At 61.2% G+C, this 17,882-nt stretch carries 15 protein-coding genes; 12 read left to right on the plus strand and 3 right to left on the minus strand.

All coding sequences use genetic code 11. The annotated features are described in order from the left end of the window. Nucleotides 1–30 precede the first annotated feature (30 nt). The 6 genes from can (at nucleotide 31) to hutH (ending at nucleotide 7,033) form a co-directional block, all read left to right on the plus strand. Entirely contained in the window at nucleotides 31–690 is a 660-nt protein-coding gene (gene can / locus ACTG2S_RS03310; protein WP_005339998.1) for a carbonate dehydratase, read from the plus strand. Nucleotides 691–701: 11 nt separating this feature from the next. Continuing rightward, entirely contained in the window at nucleotides 702–1,406 is a 705-nt protein-coding gene (gene hutC, locus ACTG2S_RS03315; RefSeq protein WP_257699653.1) for a histidine utilization repressor, read from the plus strand. A gap of 154 nt (nucleotides 1,407–1,560) precedes the next feature. Next, the gene (gene hutI, locus ACTG2S_RS03320; RefSeq protein ID WP_274161687.1) at nucleotides 1,561–2,796 is read left to right on the plus strand and encodes an imidazolonepropionase; all 1,236 of its coding nucleotides are present in this window, start codon (nucleotides 1,561–1,563) and stop codon (nucleotides 2,794–2,796) included. After that, a complete protein-coding gene (hutG, locus tag ACTG2S_RS03325) occupies nucleotides 2,789–3,733 on the plus strand; it encodes a formimidoylglutamase (RefSeq protein ID WP_439981979.1) in 945 nt (314 codons plus the stop codon). The genes hutI and hutG overlap by 8 nt, the downstream gene beginning before the upstream one ends. A 53-nt stretch (nucleotides 3,734–3,786) precedes the next feature. Beyond that, on the plus strand, nucleotides 3,787–5,496 hold the full coding sequence (gene hutU, locus ACTG2S_RS03330) for a urocanate hydratase (RefSeq protein WP_274161685.1): 1,710 nt from the start codon (nucleotides 3,787–3,789) through the stop codon (nucleotides 5,494–5,496). A 4-nt stretch (nucleotides 5,497–5,500) separates the two neighbouring features. After that, nucleotides 5,501–7,033 (plus strand): histidine ammonia-lyase, encoded by a 1,533-nt coding sequence (gene hutH, locus ACTG2S_RS03335; protein ID WP_279498961.1) that lies wholly within the window; start codon nucleotides 5,501–5,503, stop codon nucleotides 7,031–7,033. 145 nt (nucleotides 7,034–7,178) lie between these two features. Here hutH and ACTG2S_RS03340 read toward each other — a convergent pair whose 3' ends face one another. Next, nucleotides 7,179–8,276, minus strand: coding sequence for a calcium:proton antiporter (locus ACTG2S_RS03340; RefSeq protein ID WP_005357691.1), 1,098 nt, complete (start codon nucleotides 8,274–8,276; stop codon nucleotides 7,179–7,181). Nucleotides 8,277–8,586: 310 nt separating this feature from the next. Next, the gene (locus tag ACTG2S_RS03345; protein WP_439981981.1) at nucleotides 8,587–10,113 is read right to left on the minus strand and encodes an EAL domain-containing protein; all 1,527 of its coding nucleotides are present in this window, start codon (nucleotides 10,111–10,113) and stop codon (nucleotides 8,587–8,589) included. A gap of 504 nt (nucleotides 10,114–10,617) precedes the next feature. Between ACTG2S_RS03345 and ACTG2S_RS03350 the strand changes: the two genes are divergently transcribed. Beyond that, nucleotides 10,618–12,546 carry an EAL domain-containing protein gene (locus ACTG2S_RS03350; RefSeq protein ID WP_439981983.1) on the plus strand — a complete coding sequence of 643 codons (1,929 nt, stop codon included), beginning with the start codon at nucleotides 10,618–10,620 and terminating at the stop codon, nucleotides 12,544–12,546. A gap of 76 nt (nucleotides 12,547–12,622) precedes the next feature. On the opposite strand, the gene ACTG2S_RS03355 is transcribed toward ACTG2S_RS03350, so the two are convergent. Continuing rightward, on the minus strand, nucleotides 12,623–13,546 hold the full coding sequence (locus tag ACTG2S_RS03355; RefSeq protein ID WP_439983221.1) for a 1-aminocyclopropane-1-carboxylate deaminase/D-cysteine desulfhydrase: 924 nt from the start codon (nucleotides 13,544–13,546) through the stop codon (nucleotides 12,623–12,625). 86 nt (nucleotides 13,547–13,632) lie between these two features. On the opposite strand from ACTG2S_RS03355, the gene ACTG2S_RS03360 reads away from it, so the two are divergent. The 5 genes from ACTG2S_RS03360 to mshL all read left to right on the plus strand — a co-directional run bounded on the left by ACTG2S_RS03360 (nucleotide 13,633) and on the right by mshL (nucleotide 17,802). Continuing rightward, on the plus strand, nucleotides 13,633–14,496 hold the full coding sequence (locus tag ACTG2S_RS03360) for a hypothetical protein (protein WP_005340015.1): 864 nt from the start codon (nucleotides 13,633–13,635) through the stop codon (nucleotides 14,494–14,496). After that, nucleotides 14,496–15,089, plus strand: a complete 594-nt coding sequence (locus tag ACTG2S_RS03365) for a PilN domain-containing protein (RefSeq protein WP_064338907.1) — start codon at nucleotides 14,496–14,498, stop codon at nucleotides 15,087–15,089. The genes ACTG2S_RS03360 and ACTG2S_RS03365 overlap by 1 nt, the downstream gene beginning before the upstream one ends. Beyond that, entirely contained in the window at nucleotides 15,089–15,736 is a 648-nt protein-coding gene (locus ACTG2S_RS03370) for an MSHA biogenesis protein MshJ (protein ID WP_439981985.1), read from the plus strand. The genes ACTG2S_RS03365 and ACTG2S_RS03370 overlap by 1 nt, the downstream gene beginning before the upstream one ends. Further along, nucleotides 15,729–16,058, plus strand: coding sequence for a SctD/MshK family protein (locus ACTG2S_RS03375; protein WP_005342886.1), 330 nt, complete (start codon nucleotides 15,729–15,731; stop codon nucleotides 16,056–16,058). The genes ACTG2S_RS03370 and ACTG2S_RS03375 overlap by 8 nt, the downstream gene beginning before the upstream one ends. Before the next feature lie 70 nt (nucleotides 16,059–16,128). Then, nucleotides 16,129–17,802, plus strand: a complete 1,674-nt coding sequence (gene mshL, locus ACTG2S_RS03380) for a pilus (MSHA type) biogenesis protein MshL (RefSeq protein WP_058056298.1) — start codon at nucleotides 16,129–16,131, stop codon at nucleotides 17,800–17,802. Nucleotides 17,803–17,882 lie beyond the last annotated feature (80 nt).

Consider the following 17,882-nt stretch of genomic DNA (forward strand, 5'->3'; position numbering starts at 1 on the left):
GCCGCCACTGCCACATTAGGGAGAGCAGAAGTGAAACTGTTGAACGACCTGTTTACCAACAACCGTGAGTGGGCCGAACGGATCAAAGCCGAAGATCCCGCTTTCTTTGCCACTCTTTCTGCCCAGCAGGCCCCCGAATACCTCTGGATTGGTTGTTCCGACAGCCGGGTCCCCGCCAACCAGCTGATGGGGTTGCTGCCGGGGGACGTCTTCGTCCACCGCAACGTCGCCAATCTGGTGGTACATACCGATTTCAACTGCCTCTCCGTGCTGCAATACGCGGTAGAAGTGCTCAAGGTGAAGCACATCATCGTCTGCGGTCACTATGGCTGCGGCGGCGTCAAGGCCGCGATGCAGAATCAGGAACTGGGTCTCATCGACAACTGGCTGCGCAACATCAAGGATGTCTACTTCAAATACGGTGAAGAGCTCGAGGCCATCGAGGATGAGCACGAGCGCTTCGACTACCTGTGCGAGCTGAACGTCGCCGAGCAGGTCGCCAACGTCTGCCACACCACCATTATCCAGAACGCCTGGCGCAAGGGGCAGGAGCTGGCCGTCCACGGCTGGATCTACGGGATCAAGGATGGCTTGCTGCATGATCTCGATCTCTGCATCAGCGGCCCGGATCAGATCCCCGATGTCTACCGCGCCTGGCCGGATATGCGTCCGCCCCACCGTCGGCGCTAGGGAGCTTCATGGTGGCGCCAGCTCTCTATCTGCAGATCAAGCAGCACATTCTGGACGGGATCCGCGAACGCCACTATCAGGCGGGGGACAGGATCCCGACCGAAGCAGCCCTGTGCGAGCTGTTCACCGTGAGCCGGATGACGGTCAACCGAGCACTGCGGGAGCTGGTGGCTGAGGGGTGGCTGGTGCGTACCGCTGGTTCCGGTAGCTTCGTGGCGGACAGGCGCACCGAGTCGCCGCTGCTGGCTATTCGCAATATTGCCGACGAGATCGCCGAGCGTGGCGGCGAGTACAGCGCCCGGGTGATCCGGCTGCAGCGGCTGGCCGCCGACGAGAAGGTGGCGGTACAGCTGGGACTGCGGGTTGGCGCCCCCATCTTTCACAGCCTGATCGTCCATCAGGCCGATGGCGAGCCACTGCAGCTGGAGGAGCGCTTCGTCGATGCTGGGCGCCTGCCTGGCTATGGCGAGCAGGATTTCACCCTGCAAACTCCCAACCGCTATCTGATGGATGTCTGCCCCCTCTCCGAGATGGAGCACGTAGTGGAAGCCGTGTTACCCAGCGCCGGTGAGGCGGGATTGTTGCAGATCCGCGTAGATTCCCCCTGCCTGTTGTTGCACCGGCGTACCTGGTCGGAGGGGCATCTGGTCTCCTACGCCCGTTTGCTCTCCCCCGGTTCCCGCTACAAGCTCAGTTCCAAGACTCAGCTGGAGTAAATGTCTATACAGCTCGATTTTGCAAAGCCCACCTCCTGGTGGGCTTTTTTGTGCTTAAACTCTAAGTTTGATGCTGTTATCAGGATGTGAATTTCGCTCTTCCTTTCGTCATAGAGATCGACTATAAGAATATGTATATACATTTGAGGTCGCTATGAACAAGGAACTGTTGAACTGCGAGCGGGTCTGGCTCAACGTGACGCCCGCCACCCTGAATGATGAGCTGGCCGACTACGGCCTGCTGCCGCTCCACGCCATCGGCGTAAAGGATGGCAAGATCCATGCGCTGGTGCCGATGGCCGAGTTGAAGGGGCCGTATCCCGCCCATTGGCTGGATATGCAGGGCAAGCTGGTCACCCCCGGCCTTATCGATTGCCACACCCATCTGGTCTTTGCCGGCAGCCGTGCCGAGGAGTTCGAGCTGCGTCAGCAGGGGGTGCCCTATGCCGAGATCGCCCGTCGGGGCGGCGGCATCATCAGCACGGTGTGTGCTACCCGCACCGCCAGCGAAGAGCAACTGTTCGAGCTGGCGTTGCCGAGGGTGACATCCCTGATCCGCGAAGGGGTCACCACGGTGGAGATTAAGTCCGGCTATGGCCTGACGCTGGATGACGAACTCAAGATGCTGCGGGTGGCCCGCCGACTGGGAGAGGCGTTGCCGATCCGGGTCAAGACCACTCTGCTGGCGGCCCATGCGGTGCCGCCTGAATATCGCGACGATCCCGACAGCTGGGTCGAGACCATCTGTCAGGAGATTATCCCGGCCGCCGCCGAGGCGGGTCTGGCCGATGCGGTGGATGTCTTCTGCGAGCACATCGGCTTCTCGTTGGCCCAGACCGAGCAGGTCTATCTGGCGGCGGATCAATATGGCCTGCCGGTGAAGGGGCATATGGATCAGCTCTCCAATCTCGGCGGCAGCACCCTCGCCGCCCACTTTGGCGCCCTCTCGGTGGATCATCTGGAGTATCTGGATCCGGAAGGGATCCTGGCGCTGGCCCACCGTGGCGTGGTCGCCACCCTGCTGCCCACCGCCTTCTACTTCCTCAAAGAGACCAAGCTGCCGCCGGTTGCCGCCTTGCGTAAGGCGGGGGTGGCGATGGCGGTCTCCTCCGACATCAACCCGGGTACCGCCCCCATCGTCTCGCTGCGGATGGCGATGAACATGGCCTGCACCCTGTTTGGCCTGACCCCGGTGGAGGCCATGGTCGGGGTGACCCGTCACGCCGCCAAAGCACTTGGCGAGCAGGATCGCCTTGGCCAGCTCAGGGTGGGCATGGCGGCCGATTTCCTGATCTGGCACTGCGCCCATCCGGCCGAGCTGAGCTACATGGTTGGCGTCGATCAGCTGGCAAGCCGCATCTTCAACGGCGAGGAGACCCTTCATGGATAAGTTCAACCCGATCGACATGTCGCTCTGGCAGGGGCGGCAGGATCCGGAAGATGGCGAACTGGCCCAGCGCTGGCACGACAAGGTGCTGCCCTGGACCGCCGGAGCACAAGACTCTGCCGGTGTAGTACTGCTCGGTTTTGCCTGCGATGAAGGGGTGCGCCGCAACAAGGGGCGTGTCGGCGCCGCCGGTGCGCCGCAAGCGGTGCGCAAGCTGCTGGCCAACACCGCTTGGCATCTGAGTCGCCCCGTCTACGATGGCGGGGATGTGAGCTGTACCGATGGCAATCTCGACGCTGCCCACGGCCGTCTGGCCGAGCAGGTCGCCGCTGCGCTTGATCTGGGCCACTTCCCGCTGGTGCTGGGGGGCGGTCACGAGGTGGCTTTCGGCAGCTGGAGCGGCCTCAACCTGCATCTGGCGGGTCAGGGGCGAGTCGGCATTATCAATTTTGACGCCCACTTCGACCTGCGCATGAAGCAGGAATTGGCAAGCTCCGGCACCCCCTTCTTCCATATTGCCGAGCAGTGTGCCGCTCAGGGCACGCCGTTTCACTACGCCTGCCTCGGGGTAGCCGAGACCGCCAATACCCAAGCCCTGTTTGCCCGTGCCAAGGCGCTGGGTGTGTGGCATGTGCTGGACGAGGCGATGACCCAGACCGAGCTGCCAGCCTTGCTAAGCGGACTGGACGCCTTTATCGCCCATTGTGATCACCTCTATCTGACCATCGATCTCGATGTGCTGCCCGGCAACCTGATGCCGGGAGTGAGCGCCCCCGCCGCCCGTGGTGTGGAGCTGGCGGTGATCGAACCGCTCATTGCCCATATCCGGGCCAGCGGCAAGCTGCGGCTCGCCGATCTGGCCGAGTACAACCCGACGCTGGATCAGGACAATCGCAGCGCCCGCGTGGCCGCGCGACTGGTTCATCTGTTGACCCGTTAACCCTTTGGCCGCCAGTCGCCGAAGGCACCCTATTGATACAACAAGGAGTGTGTATGTCTGTGCAACAGCAGGATCCCCGTCATGATCCGAACCGCATGATCCGTGCCCCGCGCGGTACCGAACTGACAGCCAAGAGCTGGCTCACCGAAGCGCCGCTGCGGATGCTGATGAACAACCTGGATCCCGAGGTGGCCGAGCATCCCCAGTCGCTGGTGGTCTATGGCGGCATCGGCCGCGCCGCCCGCAACTGGGCCTGCTTTGACAAGATCGTCGAGGTGCTGACCCGGCTAGAGGAGGACCAGACCCTGCTGGTGCAATCCGGCAAGCCGGTCGGGGTGTTCCAGACCCACAAGGACGCGCCGCGGGTGCTGATCGCCAACTCCAACCTGGTGCCCCACTGGGCCAACTGGGAGCACTTCAACGAGCTCGATAAGAAGGGTTTGATGATGTACGGCCAGATGACTGCGGGCTCCTGGATCTACATCGGTACTCAGGGGATCGTGCAGGGCACCTACGAAACCTTTTTCGCGGTGGCCAACCAGCACTTCAACGGCTCGCCTGCGGGGCGCTGGATCCTCACCGGTGGTCTCGGCGGCATGGGCGGCGCCCAGCCGCTGGCCGCCACCATGGCTGGCTTCTCGATGATCGCCGTCGAGTGTGACGAGACCCGCATCGATTTTCGTCTGCGCACCCGTTATGTGGACAAGAAGGCTCACAGCCTGGATGAGGCGCTGGCTATGATCGACGAGGCCAAGCAGAGCGGCACCGCCGTCTCCGTCGGCCTGCTCGGCAACGCCGCCGACGTCTTCGCCGAGCTGGTGGCCCGGGGCATCACACCGGATGTGGTGACCGACCAGACCTCCGCCCACGACCCGGTGCACGGCTACCTGCCGCAGGGCTGGAGCGTGGCCAAGTGGCGCGAGCTGCAGCAGAGTGCCCCGCAGGAGGTTAATCTGGCCGCCCGTCGCTCCATGGCCCGTCAGGTGGAGGCGATGCTGACCCTGCAAGAGCGCGGCGCGGCGACTCTGGATTACGGCAACAACATCCGCCAGATGGCGCTGGAGGAGGGGGTGACGAACGCCTTCGACTTCCCCGGCTTCGTCCCCGCCTATATTCGCCCGCTGTTCTGCGAGGGGATTGGGCCGTTCCGCTGGGTGGCCCTCTCCGGCGATCCGGAAGATATCTACAAGACCGATCAGAAGGTGAAAGAGCTGATCCCCGATGATCCTCACCTGCACAACTGGCTCGACATGGCCCGCGAGCGCATCGCGTTTCAGGGGCTGCCGGCGCGGATCTGCTGGGTTGGGGTCAAGGATCGGGTACGGCTCGGTCTGGCCTTCAACGAGATGGTAAAAAACGGCGAGCTGAAAGCCCCCATCGTCATTGGCCGCGACCATCTGGATTCCGGCTCGGTGGCGAGCCCGAACCGCGAGACCGAGTCGATGATGGATGGCTCCGATGCCGTCTCCGACTGGCCGCTGCTCAACGCCCTGCTCAACACCGCCGGTGGCGCGACCTGGGTCTCCCTGCACCACGGCGGCGGGGTCGGCATGGGCTTCTCCCAGCACTCCGGCGTGGTGATCGTCTGTGACGGCTCCGATGATGCGGCCCGCCGTGTGGGTCGGGTGCTGCGCAACGACCCGGCCACCGGCGTGATGCGTCACGCCGATGCGGGCTACGAGATTGCCATCAACTGTGCCCATGAGGCGAAACTGGATCTGCCGATGATTGACGGCGCCAACGGTGTCAAAGGAAAGGTGTAACACCATGTTTGAATTGACTATTACTCCGGGCGAGCTGGATCTTGCCACCCTGCGCCGCGTCAGCCGCGAGCCGGTACATGTTTCACTGGATCCGGCCGCCCTGCCGGGGATCCACGCCTCCGCCGCCGTGGTCACCAAGGTGATCGAGCAAAACCGGGTGGTGTATGGCATCAACACCGGCTTTGGCCTGTTGGCCAACACCCGCATTCCGGTGGAGCAGCTGGACGAGCTGCAGCGCTCCATCGTGCTTTCCCATGCGGCAGGGATTGGCGAGTACATGGATGACGCCACCGTGCGGCTGATGATGGTGCTCAAGCTCAACTCGTTGGCACGCGGCTTCTCCGGCATCCGGCTGACGGTGCTTGAGGCCCTGATGGCCCTCATCAACGCCGAAGTCTATCCGGTGGTACCGAAGAAGGGATCCGTCGGTGCCTCCGGCGATCTGGCACCGCTGGCCCATATGAGCTGCCTGCTGATCGGGGAGGGCAAGGCCCGCCACAAGGGCGAGCTGATCGACGCCGCTACTGCGCTGAAAATTGCCGGGCTCGAGCCTATCGCGCTGGCACCCAAAGAAGGATTGGCGCTGCTTAACGGCACTCAGGCGAGCACCGCCTTCGCGCTGGAAGGGTTGTTCCACGCCGAGGATCTCTACGCCGGCGCCATCACCATAGGCGCCATGAGCGTGGAGGCCGCCCTTGGCAGCCGCCGGCCGTTCGATGCTCGCATTCACGCGGTACGCGGTCAGCGTGGTCAGATCGATGCGGCCGCCTGCTATCGCCACCTGCTGGTGGATGGCAGCGAGATCGGCATGTCCCATCACAACTGCGAGAAGGTGCAGGATCCCTACTCATTGCGCTGCCAGCCGCAGGTGATGGGAGCCTGCCTGACCCAGATCCGCCAGGCCGCCGAGGTGCTGGTGTGCGAGGCCAACGCGGTCTCCGACAACCCGCTGGTGTTTGCCGATGACGAGGAGATCCTCTCCGGTGGCAACTTCCACGCAGAACCGGTGGCCTTCGCTGCCGATAATCTGGCGCTGGCTATTGCCGAGATTGGCTCGCTGTCCGAGCGACGCATGGCGCTGCTGATCGATTCCCGCATGTCGGGCCTGCCGGCCTTCCTGGTCAACAACGGCGGCGTCAACTCCGGCTTCATGATCGCCCAGGTCACCTCGGCGGCGCTCGCCTCCGAGAACAAGACTCTGGCCCATCCCGCATCGGTGGACAGCCTGCCTACGTCGGCCAATCAGGAGGATCACGTCTCCATGGCGACCTTCGCCGGCCGCCGACTGGCAGACATGGCCGAGAACACCCGTGGCATTCTGGCAGTCGAACTGCTGGCGGCGGCACAGGGGCTCGATTTTCGCGCGCCGTTGCGTAGTACCGAGCTGATCGAGCTGGCCAAGGGACGACTGCGGGCAGAGGTGAGCTTCTACGACAAGGACAGGTACTTCGCGCCGGATATCGAAGCTGCCGCCGCCCTGCTGGGCCGTGCCAGCTACAACGATCTGATCCCGGTCGGGGTGCTGCCCAGCCTGTAAGCCTCGATCACCCTTCTCCCCTGGCGGGAGAAGGGTTGGGGTTGAGGGGGAAGCCGCTTCACTGGCGCCGGTGAGGTCCGGGAGCAGATAACAAAAGACCGCCCAATCGGGCGGTCTTTGCGTGTCTGACGTTGGTTGAACGCAGTTATTCGTGTTCGAACATCAGGAACAGATAGACCACAAACAACACCAGATGGGTCGCACCATGGAGCACATTGGTGCGGCCGCTGCTGAAGGTTACTTTACAGACCATCAAGGTCGTGACCAGCAGCACCATATCGGCGGGGGAGAGGCCGAGGCGCACCTCCTGACCCAGCATGGAGCCGATAAAGAGCACGGCAGGCACGGTGAGGGCGATGGTGGCCAGCACAGAGCCGAAGTAGAGGTTCATTGCCCGCTGCAACTGGTTGTTGAAGGCGGCCTTGATGGCGCCGACTGCTTCGGGAGCCAGCACGATGCAGGCAACGATAAAGCCGCCCAGTGCGGCGGGCGCGTCCATGACATGCACCCCGTAATTGATGGGGATGGCCAGGGTCTTGGCCAGCAGGATCACCACCAGCAGGTAGGCGAGCAGCAGGATGGTGTGATAGACGTTGCTCTGCAGCGGGCCGTGGTGCTCCTCGTAATCCTCGTGATCGCTGTCGACGAAGAAGTGGCTGTGGCTGCGGGTCTGGATCAGCAGAAAGACCCCGTAGAGCAGGATCGAGATGATGATCAGCATCCACGACATGGCGCGCGACATACTGCCGATTGCACCACCCTCGGTGAAGTTGGGCAGCACCAGACAGAGCAGGGCGAGCGGGATGATGGCCACCAGATAGGATTTCACCCCGTCCAGATTGAAGCTCTGGGTGTGGTAGCGCCAGCCGCCAAACAGCAGGGTGAAGCCCACCAGACCGGTACTCACCAGCATCACTACCGCAAACATGGTATCGCGGGCCATGGTGGGGTTGGGCTCACCGGTCAGCATCACCGAGGAGATCATCACCACCTCCAGCGAGATGACCGAGAGGGTGAGGATCAGGGTGCCGAAGGGCTCGCCCAGCTTGATGGCGAGGGCATCGGAGTGGCGCACCACCGAGAAGATGGCCCAGGTGACGATGGCCAGTAGTGCCGCCGAAACCGGAAGATAGATCCCGAGCGGAGTTGTCTCTGTCAGCAGGTCACTGCCCAGGGTCTTGAAAAAGAGCAGGGTCAGCAGGCCAACGGGCAGGGCAATCTCTTGCCGGATAACTGTCTTCATAGGCAATGGTTCTCTATTGGGGGTCTTGACGACCGGATGACATAAACAGGTTGCTCGGTTATCGGTTGCGCAATAACCGGCTCCTTATGATAAAGGTTGTTATCCCCGTCAGGGCAGATCATTTTGTTGCTGAATGTAAATAAGGGGTGGCAGGAGCCGCTTCGATTTCACCATGGAGCCGGGCCCGGGTCTGCAGGGGGATTTACCCGCCTGATGGCTGGGCTGGGTTACGGCGCTACCGCCAGCATCAACCTGATGATGTCGAGCCGCTGGCCAAACCGTTTCACGGCCAAATCCTGCCATCTCTGTGTTAGCTGGCCTGCTGGTGTTGCAACTGCCACTCCCGTTGCCAGTGGGTCAGTATCTTCAGCGGCATGGGCTTGCCGAAGAAGTAGCCCTGGATCAGATAGACGCCGTGCTGGCTCAGATAGTCGACCTGCAACTGGCTCTCGACCCCTTCGGCGATCATCTCCATGCCCGATTCCCGACCGAAGACGATGATGGCATCCAGCACGCTGCGCTTGAGGTCATTGGTGCCTATGGTATCGACGAACATCTTGTCGATCTTGATCTGGCGGATCCCCAGGCTCTGCAGGTAGGCAAAGCCGCCGTAGCCGGTACCGAAATCATCCAGCTTGAAGTGATACCCCATCTGTTGCAGCAGGGTGATCTCCTCGGTGGCCGCCTTGATGTCGAGGATCGGCTTGCGCTCCGTCAGCTCGAAGGTGAGCCGGGTGGGTGAGGGGTTTTGGCTGTGAGCGAGCAAGGTGCGCAGCAGGGGCTGCTCGATATGGGCCGCCACCAGATTGACGCTGACCCACTGCTCCGGTGCCAGCTGCGGCAGGTCAGTGATCACCTGCTCCAGCAACTGTTCGGTCATCGGCAGGATCAGCCCCTGCTCCTCTGCATATTCGATAAAGGTGCCCGGGGGGATCAGCTCGTTTCCCCGCTGCCAGCGCAGCAGCGCCTCGAATCCCACCACTTGGTGGGTACGGGCATCCACTATCGGCTGGTAGAGGGGAATAAATTCCTTGCGGATCAACCCTGTTTGCAGCAGTCCCTTGAGGGAGCGCCGATAGCTGCGCAGCAGCCAGTATGTGATGCTTAACAGGGCGCCGAGTGCGATACCGAACCAGAGACCGTAGTGATTGAGTTGGTCATGGGCATATTGCTCCAGCGCTTTACCCGCCCAGACCGTCTGTTTGGTGAGTTCATTGGGATCGAAGAAACTCAGGCTGATATTGCTCTCTTCCTGTTTGATCTCTTGGTCGCCACGGGGAAAGTGGACTGTGCTTGCATCGGCATCCTGTCGGCTGAACTCCAGATAGAAGCAGTGGCTGCAGGGGTGTTGCAGCAGGTCGTGGCTCCAGCTGTTATCCAGCACCCAGTAGGCGAGGTTGTCGCCGGATCGGTAAAAGGCCACCAGCTCCTGTTCGGTATTGTATTTGGCCACTGTAGCGGTAATCCCCAACTTGCCAAACTTCTGCCCGCTATTCTGGAGCTCTTTGATCAGCGGGATCTCCACCCCCAGGCTGGAGCAGCTGTTGCCGGAGGCGAGCTCCAACCCTTGCAGGCGGATATGAGCGCTGTAGAAGCGCGGATCGCGCAGCAGCTCCATGTCTTTGGCGCCGCAGTTGAACTCAAATTGTGCCAGTTGTTTGTTGATGGCGGCATCCAGCTCCCGGTGGCGTACGGCCATGGCTCCCTTGAGCTCGGCAACCTTCTCTTCCAGCATATGAAAGGCCATCGGCTTGGCAAACCACAGGCCGAGAAACTGGCTGCCCACGACAGGCAGGACGAACAGCAACAGAGCGATCCAGACGGGTGATTTACGCAAAGGAAGTACCTGCCAGTTTCATGAGACACAAATGGACTTTGCCATCATAGAGCATTAGTGCAATCAATTTGAGTCCGAGTTGTCACACTTGTTGATTGATTTTTTAACTGCATGATTTTAAATGTTTTTATTATTAACTTTGGCTAGATTCAATCGCTGACCTGTCATAAATGACAATTGCTCAGCTTATCCGAACTGCATTAGAGTAGCCCTGCGGTTTGACTCACCGTGTGTTCAATACTCCTGTATCTGTTTTTTGTCAGTAGCACAGAGTGTTAGTTTTGATATGAGTGTTCCTTTTGGTCCCCTTTGAGGGACCATTTTTCTGTCTGTCATCCCGCCCTTTCCCGCGTCTGTAGCCCGTCATCCTTGGTATTCTCCCTCTGCTTTGGGTTATGCTTGCCCGCTTAAATTGCAGAAGCGGGATCTTCATCCATAGCTGTGGCCCGATCGCCGCTGCTACCATGAGGCGACATGGATGATGCTGGGCATACGGAAAGGCGCATGAAACTCACTACACAGCTTGTCTCATTTATCACCCTTTGCGTGATCGCTGCCATGGCGACCGTGCTGATTGGCGGGGTGTTCAGCTTTCGCGAGCTGGGCATGGAGTTGCAGCAAAAGAAGGTGGATGCGCTGGTCGAGGTGATCGACAAGCAGCTCGATGTTGCTCACGACATGGAAGATATGAGCCACTGGCTGCCCACTCTGCTGCGGGCTGCCCATGTGGTAGAGCTGGAGGTGCGTCAGAATAACCAGCGGGTCTACTGGTTCCGCGATGTGCGCAATCCGGTCGACGAACAGCTGCTGGTGCCATACAGCCACCCCCTTCCCCATCAGGCCGGCATGCAGGCCAACTTCAAACTGGAGCGCCCCTTCAAGGAGGCGGAATACTCCATCAAGGCGATGTCTGGCATCTCGCTGGGCATCTTTATCGTGGTGTTCGGTCTCTGGTACTCCATCCGCTGGCTGCGCCAGCAGTTGCGCGGGGCCGAGCTGCTGGGCATTCGCGCCCAGCTGATCCTCGATGACAAGCTCTCCAAACTGAGTCATGACCCCGCCGAAGAGTGGCCGGTGGCCGCCAGTCAGGCCCTCGATCATCTGCTCGCCGAGCTGGCGGATGCCCGCAAGGAGCGCAGCCGCTTCGACAACTTCATTCGCAGTAACGCCTTCGTCGACAAGATGACCGGCATCGGCAACCGGCTGTTTTTCGACAACCGGCTGGAGAGCGCCATCATGGAGGCGAGTGTGATGAGCGGCGGCGTGCTGCTGATCGATCTCGCCTGTCTGGAGGAGCTGGAGGCCGATCAGTTCGAACTGCTGGGGCACGATTTGATGATGGAGGCGAGCGCCACCATAGGTGCCTTCGTGCGCAAGCATAACGGTGCCCTGCAGGCCCGCTACGCCGGCCAGGTCTTTGCGGTGCTGCTGCCCAATATGTCCGAGAGCGAGATGGTGGATGGCGCCAGCCAGCTGCTCAAGAGCCTGCAACGGCTGCACTGGCCGCAGGAGGTCAATCCGGAGACTGCGGTCTATCTCGGCGCCGTCTGTTATCAGGCAGAAGACAGCCTGCTCAAGGTGCAGGAGGAGGCGGAGCTGGCCCTCAAGAGCGCCCGTCTGCAGGGGCACAACGGCTGGTTCCTCTACGAGAAGCAGCTGGATGAGGAGCAGAGCAGCAAGGGCACGGTACGCTGGCGCACCCTGATCAGCCGACGTCTCGAAGAGCACGGTATCGAATTTTATACCCAGCCGATCCAGCAGGATCGGGGGCAGGTGGTGCTGCAGCAGGAGCTGCTCACCTATCTGCACGACGAGCAGGGGCGTGCCCTGCAGGCGGGGATCTTCATGCCGATGGCGGAGAAGGTGGGCTTGTTGCTGCAACTGGATCGGCTGGTGGCGGAGCAGACCCTCACCCTGCTGCGCCAGCGCTCCGAGCAGAGCTGCCCCATCAGCCTGACCCTCAGTGCCCAGAGCCTGCTCAACCGCGAGTTCCAGCGCTGGCTCTTCTTCGCCCTGTTCCAGCTGCCGCGCAGCACCAACGAGCGGCTGATCCTGCAACTCTCGGAATCCCAGGTGACCCGTCACTTCGAGGCGCTCAAGCGGCCGCTGCGCTCTTTGCGGATGCTGGGTTGCCAGCTGGCCATCGCTCATGCCGGTCAGGATGTGGTGAGCACCCAGTACATCAAGGAGTTCGAGATCAACTTCCTCAAGCTGCACCCCAGTCTGGTGCGGGAGATCCATGCCCGTCAGGTCAACCAGATGGCGGTACGCAGTCTGGTAGGCGGTTGTGCCAATACTCGCACCCGGGTGCTGGCAGTGGGGGTGGAGAGTGGCGACGAGTGGAAGATGCTGCGCCACCTCGGAGTGCATGCCGGGCAGGGGCCCTGGTTTGCCGAGCCCCAGCGGCTGGTGCTGGAACCGGCTGGTGATTGAGACAAACAACAGAGGGTCGCCTTGGGGCGACCCTCTGTTGTTTGCGGTGCTGTTTGCGGTTGCCGTCAGGCGGGGATCACAGTCGCCCCTGCTCCCGCAGCCCGGCGAGCCCTTGCATGCCGCCGGTGTGGATAAAGACGATTTTGCTGCCGGTGGCGATGCGGCCCGCCGCCAGTTCGCGAAACAGACCCCACATTGCCTTGCCGCTGTAGATAGGCTCAAGGGGCAGATCGGTTGTGGCGCTGAAATCCTGCACCCACTGCCAGAGGGTCGGGCTGAACTTGGCATAGCCACCATCGTGGTGATCGAGCGCGATGCGCCAGCCGGGGATATGGGCAGCCGCGGGATGGAGGCGACACACCTCGTCAGCGATAAAGCCGCCTCCTTTCAGTACCGCAATGGCGAGGATCTGCTCCCGATCCCGTTTGCCAGCGATCAGGCCCGCCAGAGTGCCGCCGCTGGCGCAGGGCAGTACCCAGAGATCCGGCGAGAAGGGCACTTCGTCGACCAGTTCCGCCACGCCGGGTATGGCCAGCGGGCTGCTGCCCCCTTCCGGCACGATCAGGGTATCGGGGGCATCGAATTGGGCCAGCCAGTCGGGATCCTGCCGTCGCCGGTAACTCTGGCGGTCGACAAAAACGAGATCCATGCCCCAGCGCCGGGCATCCCGCAGGGTAGAGTTACTGACGGCGTCATATTCGCCCCGTATGATACCGGTAGTACGAAGACCAGATTGGCACCCCGCTGCCGCCAGCGCGTGGATATGATTGGAGTAGGCGCCGCCAAACGAGAGCAGATGCCGTTTGCCGTGCTCTTTGGCATGCAGCAAGTGGTACTTGAGCTTGCGCCACTTGTTGCCGGAGATGGCCGGATGGATCAGATCATCCCGCTTGCACCACAGCTCGACACCATAGCGGGTCAGCAACGGATGGTGGAGGCGTTGCAGGGGGAAGGGAGGATGGCTTGACCCTCTGAGTCGGCGGAAAGGCTGGCTTGCAATGGTGAGTCCGTCTTTTAATCTGGAGGCTAATCTGCTGTTTATGTTAATATTTCATACATTTAATCACTATTGATGGGCGGGCTTACATGAAACAACTGTTCAGACGGTCGACGCCAAGCCGCCAGGTCGGGCTCTTGCTGGCCAATGACAGGATCATGCTGGCTGCGGTGGGCAATCCCCCCGTCTTCGCGACGCGCACCATCAACGGCCCACAGGAGTGGGCTGTGGCCATGAACGAGCTGTTCAGCCGTCATGGGCTGGCCAAGTCTACGGTGCGGGTGGCCCTCGCCGCCAGCCTTTATCAACAGATCCAGATCGACAAGCCTGCCGTGCCTGACGCCGAGATGGCGGGGGCGCTCCCCTGGGCCATCAAGGATTATGTCAGCGAACCCGTACTGCAACTGGCGATGGATTATGTGGACTTGCCCACCCCGCCTGCCGGTCGTCCGCGCATCAATGTGATCTGCCTGCCCAAGAGCCGGGTGCAACAGCTGGCCGATGCCATCAACGGCATCGCCACCCTGCAATCCATCATCAGCGACGAATTGGCGCTGACCTCTCTCTATGACGCTGACGAGACGGTGCGCATGCTGCTGTGGCAGCCCAAGGGGCAGGATCTGCAACTGCTGGTCTTCCATCAGGGCGGGCTTTGCTTCTCCCGCCAGCTGCGCGGTTTCACCAGTCTGACTGGCGAACATGAGCCGGACAGCATGCTGCTCGATTCACTGGCGCTGGAGATCCAGCGCTCCCTCGACTATCTGGCGGGCCAGCTGAAATTGCCCGAGCTGGGGCAGATGCAGTTCGCCGTCGCCTCGCCCTTTATCGGTACCCTGGTGCGCCACATGGAGCAGACCTTCGGCTTTGCCGTCTCCGCCATGGCCAATAAAGCGGTGCTGGCTGGCGTCGAATACCTCTCGGCCTATGCCGCCGCCATCGGGGAGGATGCGTGATGAAACGTCAGATAAACCTCTATGGCGCCGAGTTTCGCCCCAAGCGGCAGTGGGCCAGCCTCAATCAGATGGCGCTGGTATGGGGCTTTGCGCTGCTGCTGATCCTGTTGACGGGTGTCGGTTACAGCTGGCAGCAGCAGCAGGTCAGCCGGGCGCTGGCGCAGCGCTCTGCCGAGCTGGAACTCAAGCGCAGTGAGGCGCAGCGGCTCGATGCCGAGCTGGCGCGCCATCAGGCAGATCCCCGGCTGCAACAGCAACTGGTCAACAAGCAGGATGAGCTGACGGCCAAGCAGGGGCTGATGCGCCAATTGGGCAGCCTGACCCTGCAAAAATCCCAGGGCTATGCCAGCGTGATGGCGGATCTCTCCCGCATTCGCAACAGCAACCTCTCGTTGCAGCGCATCGAGATCAACGAAGGGCGGATCAACCTCTCCGGCTTTGCCGGACGCAGTCAGGATGTACCGGCCTGGGTCAACCGCTTCAAGCAGACCTCGAGTCTGGTAGGCAAGGAGTTTGGTGAACTGACCCTCGGCCGTGACAAGGAGGGCCGTCTGACCTTCCAGTTGAGCGGCATTGCGCGGGAGAAACCCTGATGAACCTGAAAGCACAATGGCAGGCATGGTGCCAGCGTATCGCCGTGTTGAGCCAGCGGGAGCGGGTGTTGATCCTGCTGACTGGTCTGGTGCTGCTGGGCGCGGCCGGACTCTACGGCTGGCTCGATGGCGCCGATACCCGCCTGCAGCAGGATCGCATGGCCCTGAGCGCCGCCGAGCGCGACCTCGAGATCATGGAGCTGGAAAACCTCGGCAAACAGGCCCGGCTCAAGCGGGATCCCAATCAGGGAGTTCGCGACCAGCTGGCGCAAGTCGAGACGGATCTGGCCCGGATCGACGATGAGCTGAAGGCCCAGACCGTCGATCTGATCCCGGCGCACGAGATGCCGCTGGTGCTGGAGGCGCTGCTCTCCCGCTCCGCCAACCTTCACATGCTGGCGCTCAGTTCGCTGGAGCCTACCCCGCTGATGGCGGGGGAGCAGAAGGTCAATCTCTACAAGCATGGTATCCGGCTTCAGCTTGAAGGCGGCTATTTCGATGTGTATCAATATCTTAAAGCGCTGGAAGCCTTGCCGCGACACTTTTACTGGAAGCAGTTCGACTATCAGGTCAAAGCCTATCCCGGCGCGGTGGTGGAGATGGAGATCTACACCCTGAGTACCAGCAAGGAGTTTATCCGTGGCTAGAGTGTTTGCGTTGTGCTGTTGCCTGTTCAGCTTGCTGGTACAGGCGGAGCAGGTCGAAGTATTGCAAGATCCCACCGCGCCACTGGCGGATGTGGCGGTTGGCGCCCGTGCAACTGGCGAGAGCAGTGCCGGTTTGCCGAAGCTGCAGAGTGTGGTGCTGGGCAATGGCCCGGCACTGGCGGTACTCAATGGCAAGAGTTATCGGGTCGGACAACAGGTGGACGGCTATACGCTGGTGGCCATCAATGCCGATGCCGTGGTGCTGGAAAAGGCGGGAAAACGCCATGCGGTAACACTGTTTGCCAGCAAGATCCGGGTTTGAGTCGTGCTTGCCTCTCGAGAGGTGAATCGGCTTTATCGAGTTTAATTGCAAGTCAGGGTGCCCTAATTACATGAAAAAACACCGTCTCTGTCTGATCTCCGTGGCCATGATGGCTGCAGGCTGTACCACGTATCAGCACCCCGAGCCGACCCAGGCCAAGGATGCTCTCAAGCAGGCCATGAACGAACAGCAGAAACAGGCTGCCCCTCTGACCGCGTTGCCCAAATCGGTGCAAAGTGAATTGCTGCAGCTGAACCGGCCGCAGATGCCGGTCGGCATGCCGGAGAAGCGGCTGCGTATCGCGGCTCACGACGTGGAAGCGGTGGAGTTTTTCGGTTCCCTGTTCAAGGGCTCCCGCTACAGCGTGGCGGTTCACCCCGGGGTGGCCGGGCTGGTCTCCGTCGAGCTCAAGGATGTGACTCTGCCAGAAGTGCTGGCGGTGGTGGGTGATATGTACGGCTTCGACGTGCAGCGCAAGGGCAATGTCTTCCATATCTATCCGGCGGGTCTGCGTACCGAAACCATCCCGGTCAACTACCTGATGATGTCCCGTCGTGGCCTCTCCCGCACCTCGGTCAGCACAGGCGGGGTGACGGCCAATGACAGCAATAACAGCAGCGACAGCAGTTTTGACAGTGCATCGAACAACAACAGCGGCAGCAACAGCTCAACCAGCAGCAACTCGAGCGGTGACAACAACAACGGCACCCGTATCGAAACCGACACCAACAGCGACTACTGGACTGATCTGCGCGACTCCCTGCAGACCCTGATTGGCACGGGTGACGGTCGCGCCGTGATCACCAGCCCGCAGGCGGGTCTGGTCACCATTCGCGCCTACCCGAAAGAGCTCAAGGCGGTGCGTGAATTCCTGACCCAGTCCGAGAGTCACCTCAAGCGGCAGGTGGTGCTGGAGGCTCGGATCATCGAAGTTGCCCTCAACGAAGGGTATGAGCAGGGGGTGGACTGGAGCGGTCTCTCCGCCAGCTGGGATGGCAACAAGGGGATTACCGGTGGCCAGTCGTTGGCCAATACCCAGTTGCCTTCCACTCCCAACCAGATCTTTACTGCGCTCGGCGGGGGGGCTGGCTTTACCATCTCTGATGGCAACTTCAATGTGGCGGTCAACCTGCTCAAGACCCAAGGCGATGTGAATACCCTCTCCAGTCCCCGTGTCACCGCAACCAACAACCAGAAGGCGGTGATCAAGGTGGGGACGGACGAATATTACGTCACCAATGCGTCCACCACTATTACCACTACCTCGACGGGTACAGACAAGACACCTAACGTGGAGCTGACCCCCTTCTTCTCCGGTATTGCGCTGGACGTAACGCCGCAGATCGATGAAGAGGGGAAGGTGCTGCTGCACATCCATCCCTCGGTTATCGATACCGAAGAGCAAAACAAGGTGATCGACATGGGTACCTCGGGCGGCAAGTTGCAACTGCCGCTCGCCAAGAGCTCGATCCGCGAGTCGGATACCGTGGTGCAGGCCAATAACGGTGACATCATCGTTATCGGCGGTCTGATGAAGACCGACAAGCAGGAGATCGTCAGCAAGGTGCCGCTGCTGGGGGATATTCCCTGGGTGGGTGAAGCCTTTACCAACCGCCGCGAGAGCACCAAGAAGGTGGAGCTGGTGATCATGCTCAAACCGACCGTGGTGGAGAAAGATACCTGGCAAAACGAGCTGCAACGCTCCTCCGAGCTGCTCGACAAGTGGTATCCGGCCAAGGGCTGACCCATGACACCAGATGCGGTCACCCTTATCCCGAACGGCCTGTGCGGCCTTGCCAGCACAGGCTGCTTGCTTGCCGTTGC

The sequence above is a fragment of the Aeromonas sp. 82P genome, assembly GCF_051919365.1.
Lineage (GTDB): Bacteria > Pseudomonadota > Gammaproteobacteria > Enterobacterales > Aeromonadaceae > Aeromonas > Aeromonas veronii.

What these genes read in the sequence shown, in the direction of transcription:
- hutI (WP_274161687.1), top strand. Translation starts at nt 1,561, where the DNA reads ATGAACAAGGAACTGTTGAACTGCGAGCGGGTCTGGCTCAACGTGACG.
- hutG (WP_439981979.1), top strand. Translation starts at nt 2,789, where the DNA reads ATGGATAAGTTCAACCCGATCGACATGTCGCTCTGGCAGGGGCGGCAG.
- hutU (WP_274161685.1), top strand. Translation starts at nt 3,787, where the DNA reads ATGTCTGTGCAACAGCAGGATCCCCGTCATGATCCGAACCGCATGATC.
- hutH (WP_279498961.1), top strand. Translation starts at nt 5,501, where the DNA reads ATGTTTGAATTGACTATTACTCCGGGCGAGCTGGATCTTGCCACCCTG.
- ACTG2S_RS03340 (WP_005357691.1), bottom strand. Translation starts at nt 8,276, where the DNA reads ATGAAGACAGTTATCCGGCAAGAGATTGCCCTGCCCGTTGGCCTGCTG.
- ACTG2S_RS03350 (WP_439981983.1), top strand. Translation starts at nt 10,618, where the DNA reads ATGAAACTCACTACACAGCTTGTCTCATTTATCACCCTTTGCGTGATC.
- ACTG2S_RS03360 (WP_005340015.1), top strand. Translation starts at nt 13,633, where the DNA reads ATGAAACAACTGTTCAGACGGTCGACGCCAAGCCGCCAGGTCGGGCTC.
- ACTG2S_RS03365 (WP_064338907.1), top strand. Translation starts at nt 14,496, where the DNA reads ATGAAACGTCAGATAAACCTCTATGGCGCCGAGTTTCGCCCCAAGCGG.
- ACTG2S_RS03370 (WP_439981985.1), top strand. Translation starts at nt 15,089, where the DNA reads ATGAACCTGAAAGCACAATGGCAGGCATGGTGCCAGCGTATCGCCGTG.
- mshL (WP_058056298.1), top strand. Translation starts at nt 16,129, where the DNA reads ATGAAAAAACACCGTCTCTGTCTGATCTCCGTGGCCATGATGGCTGCA.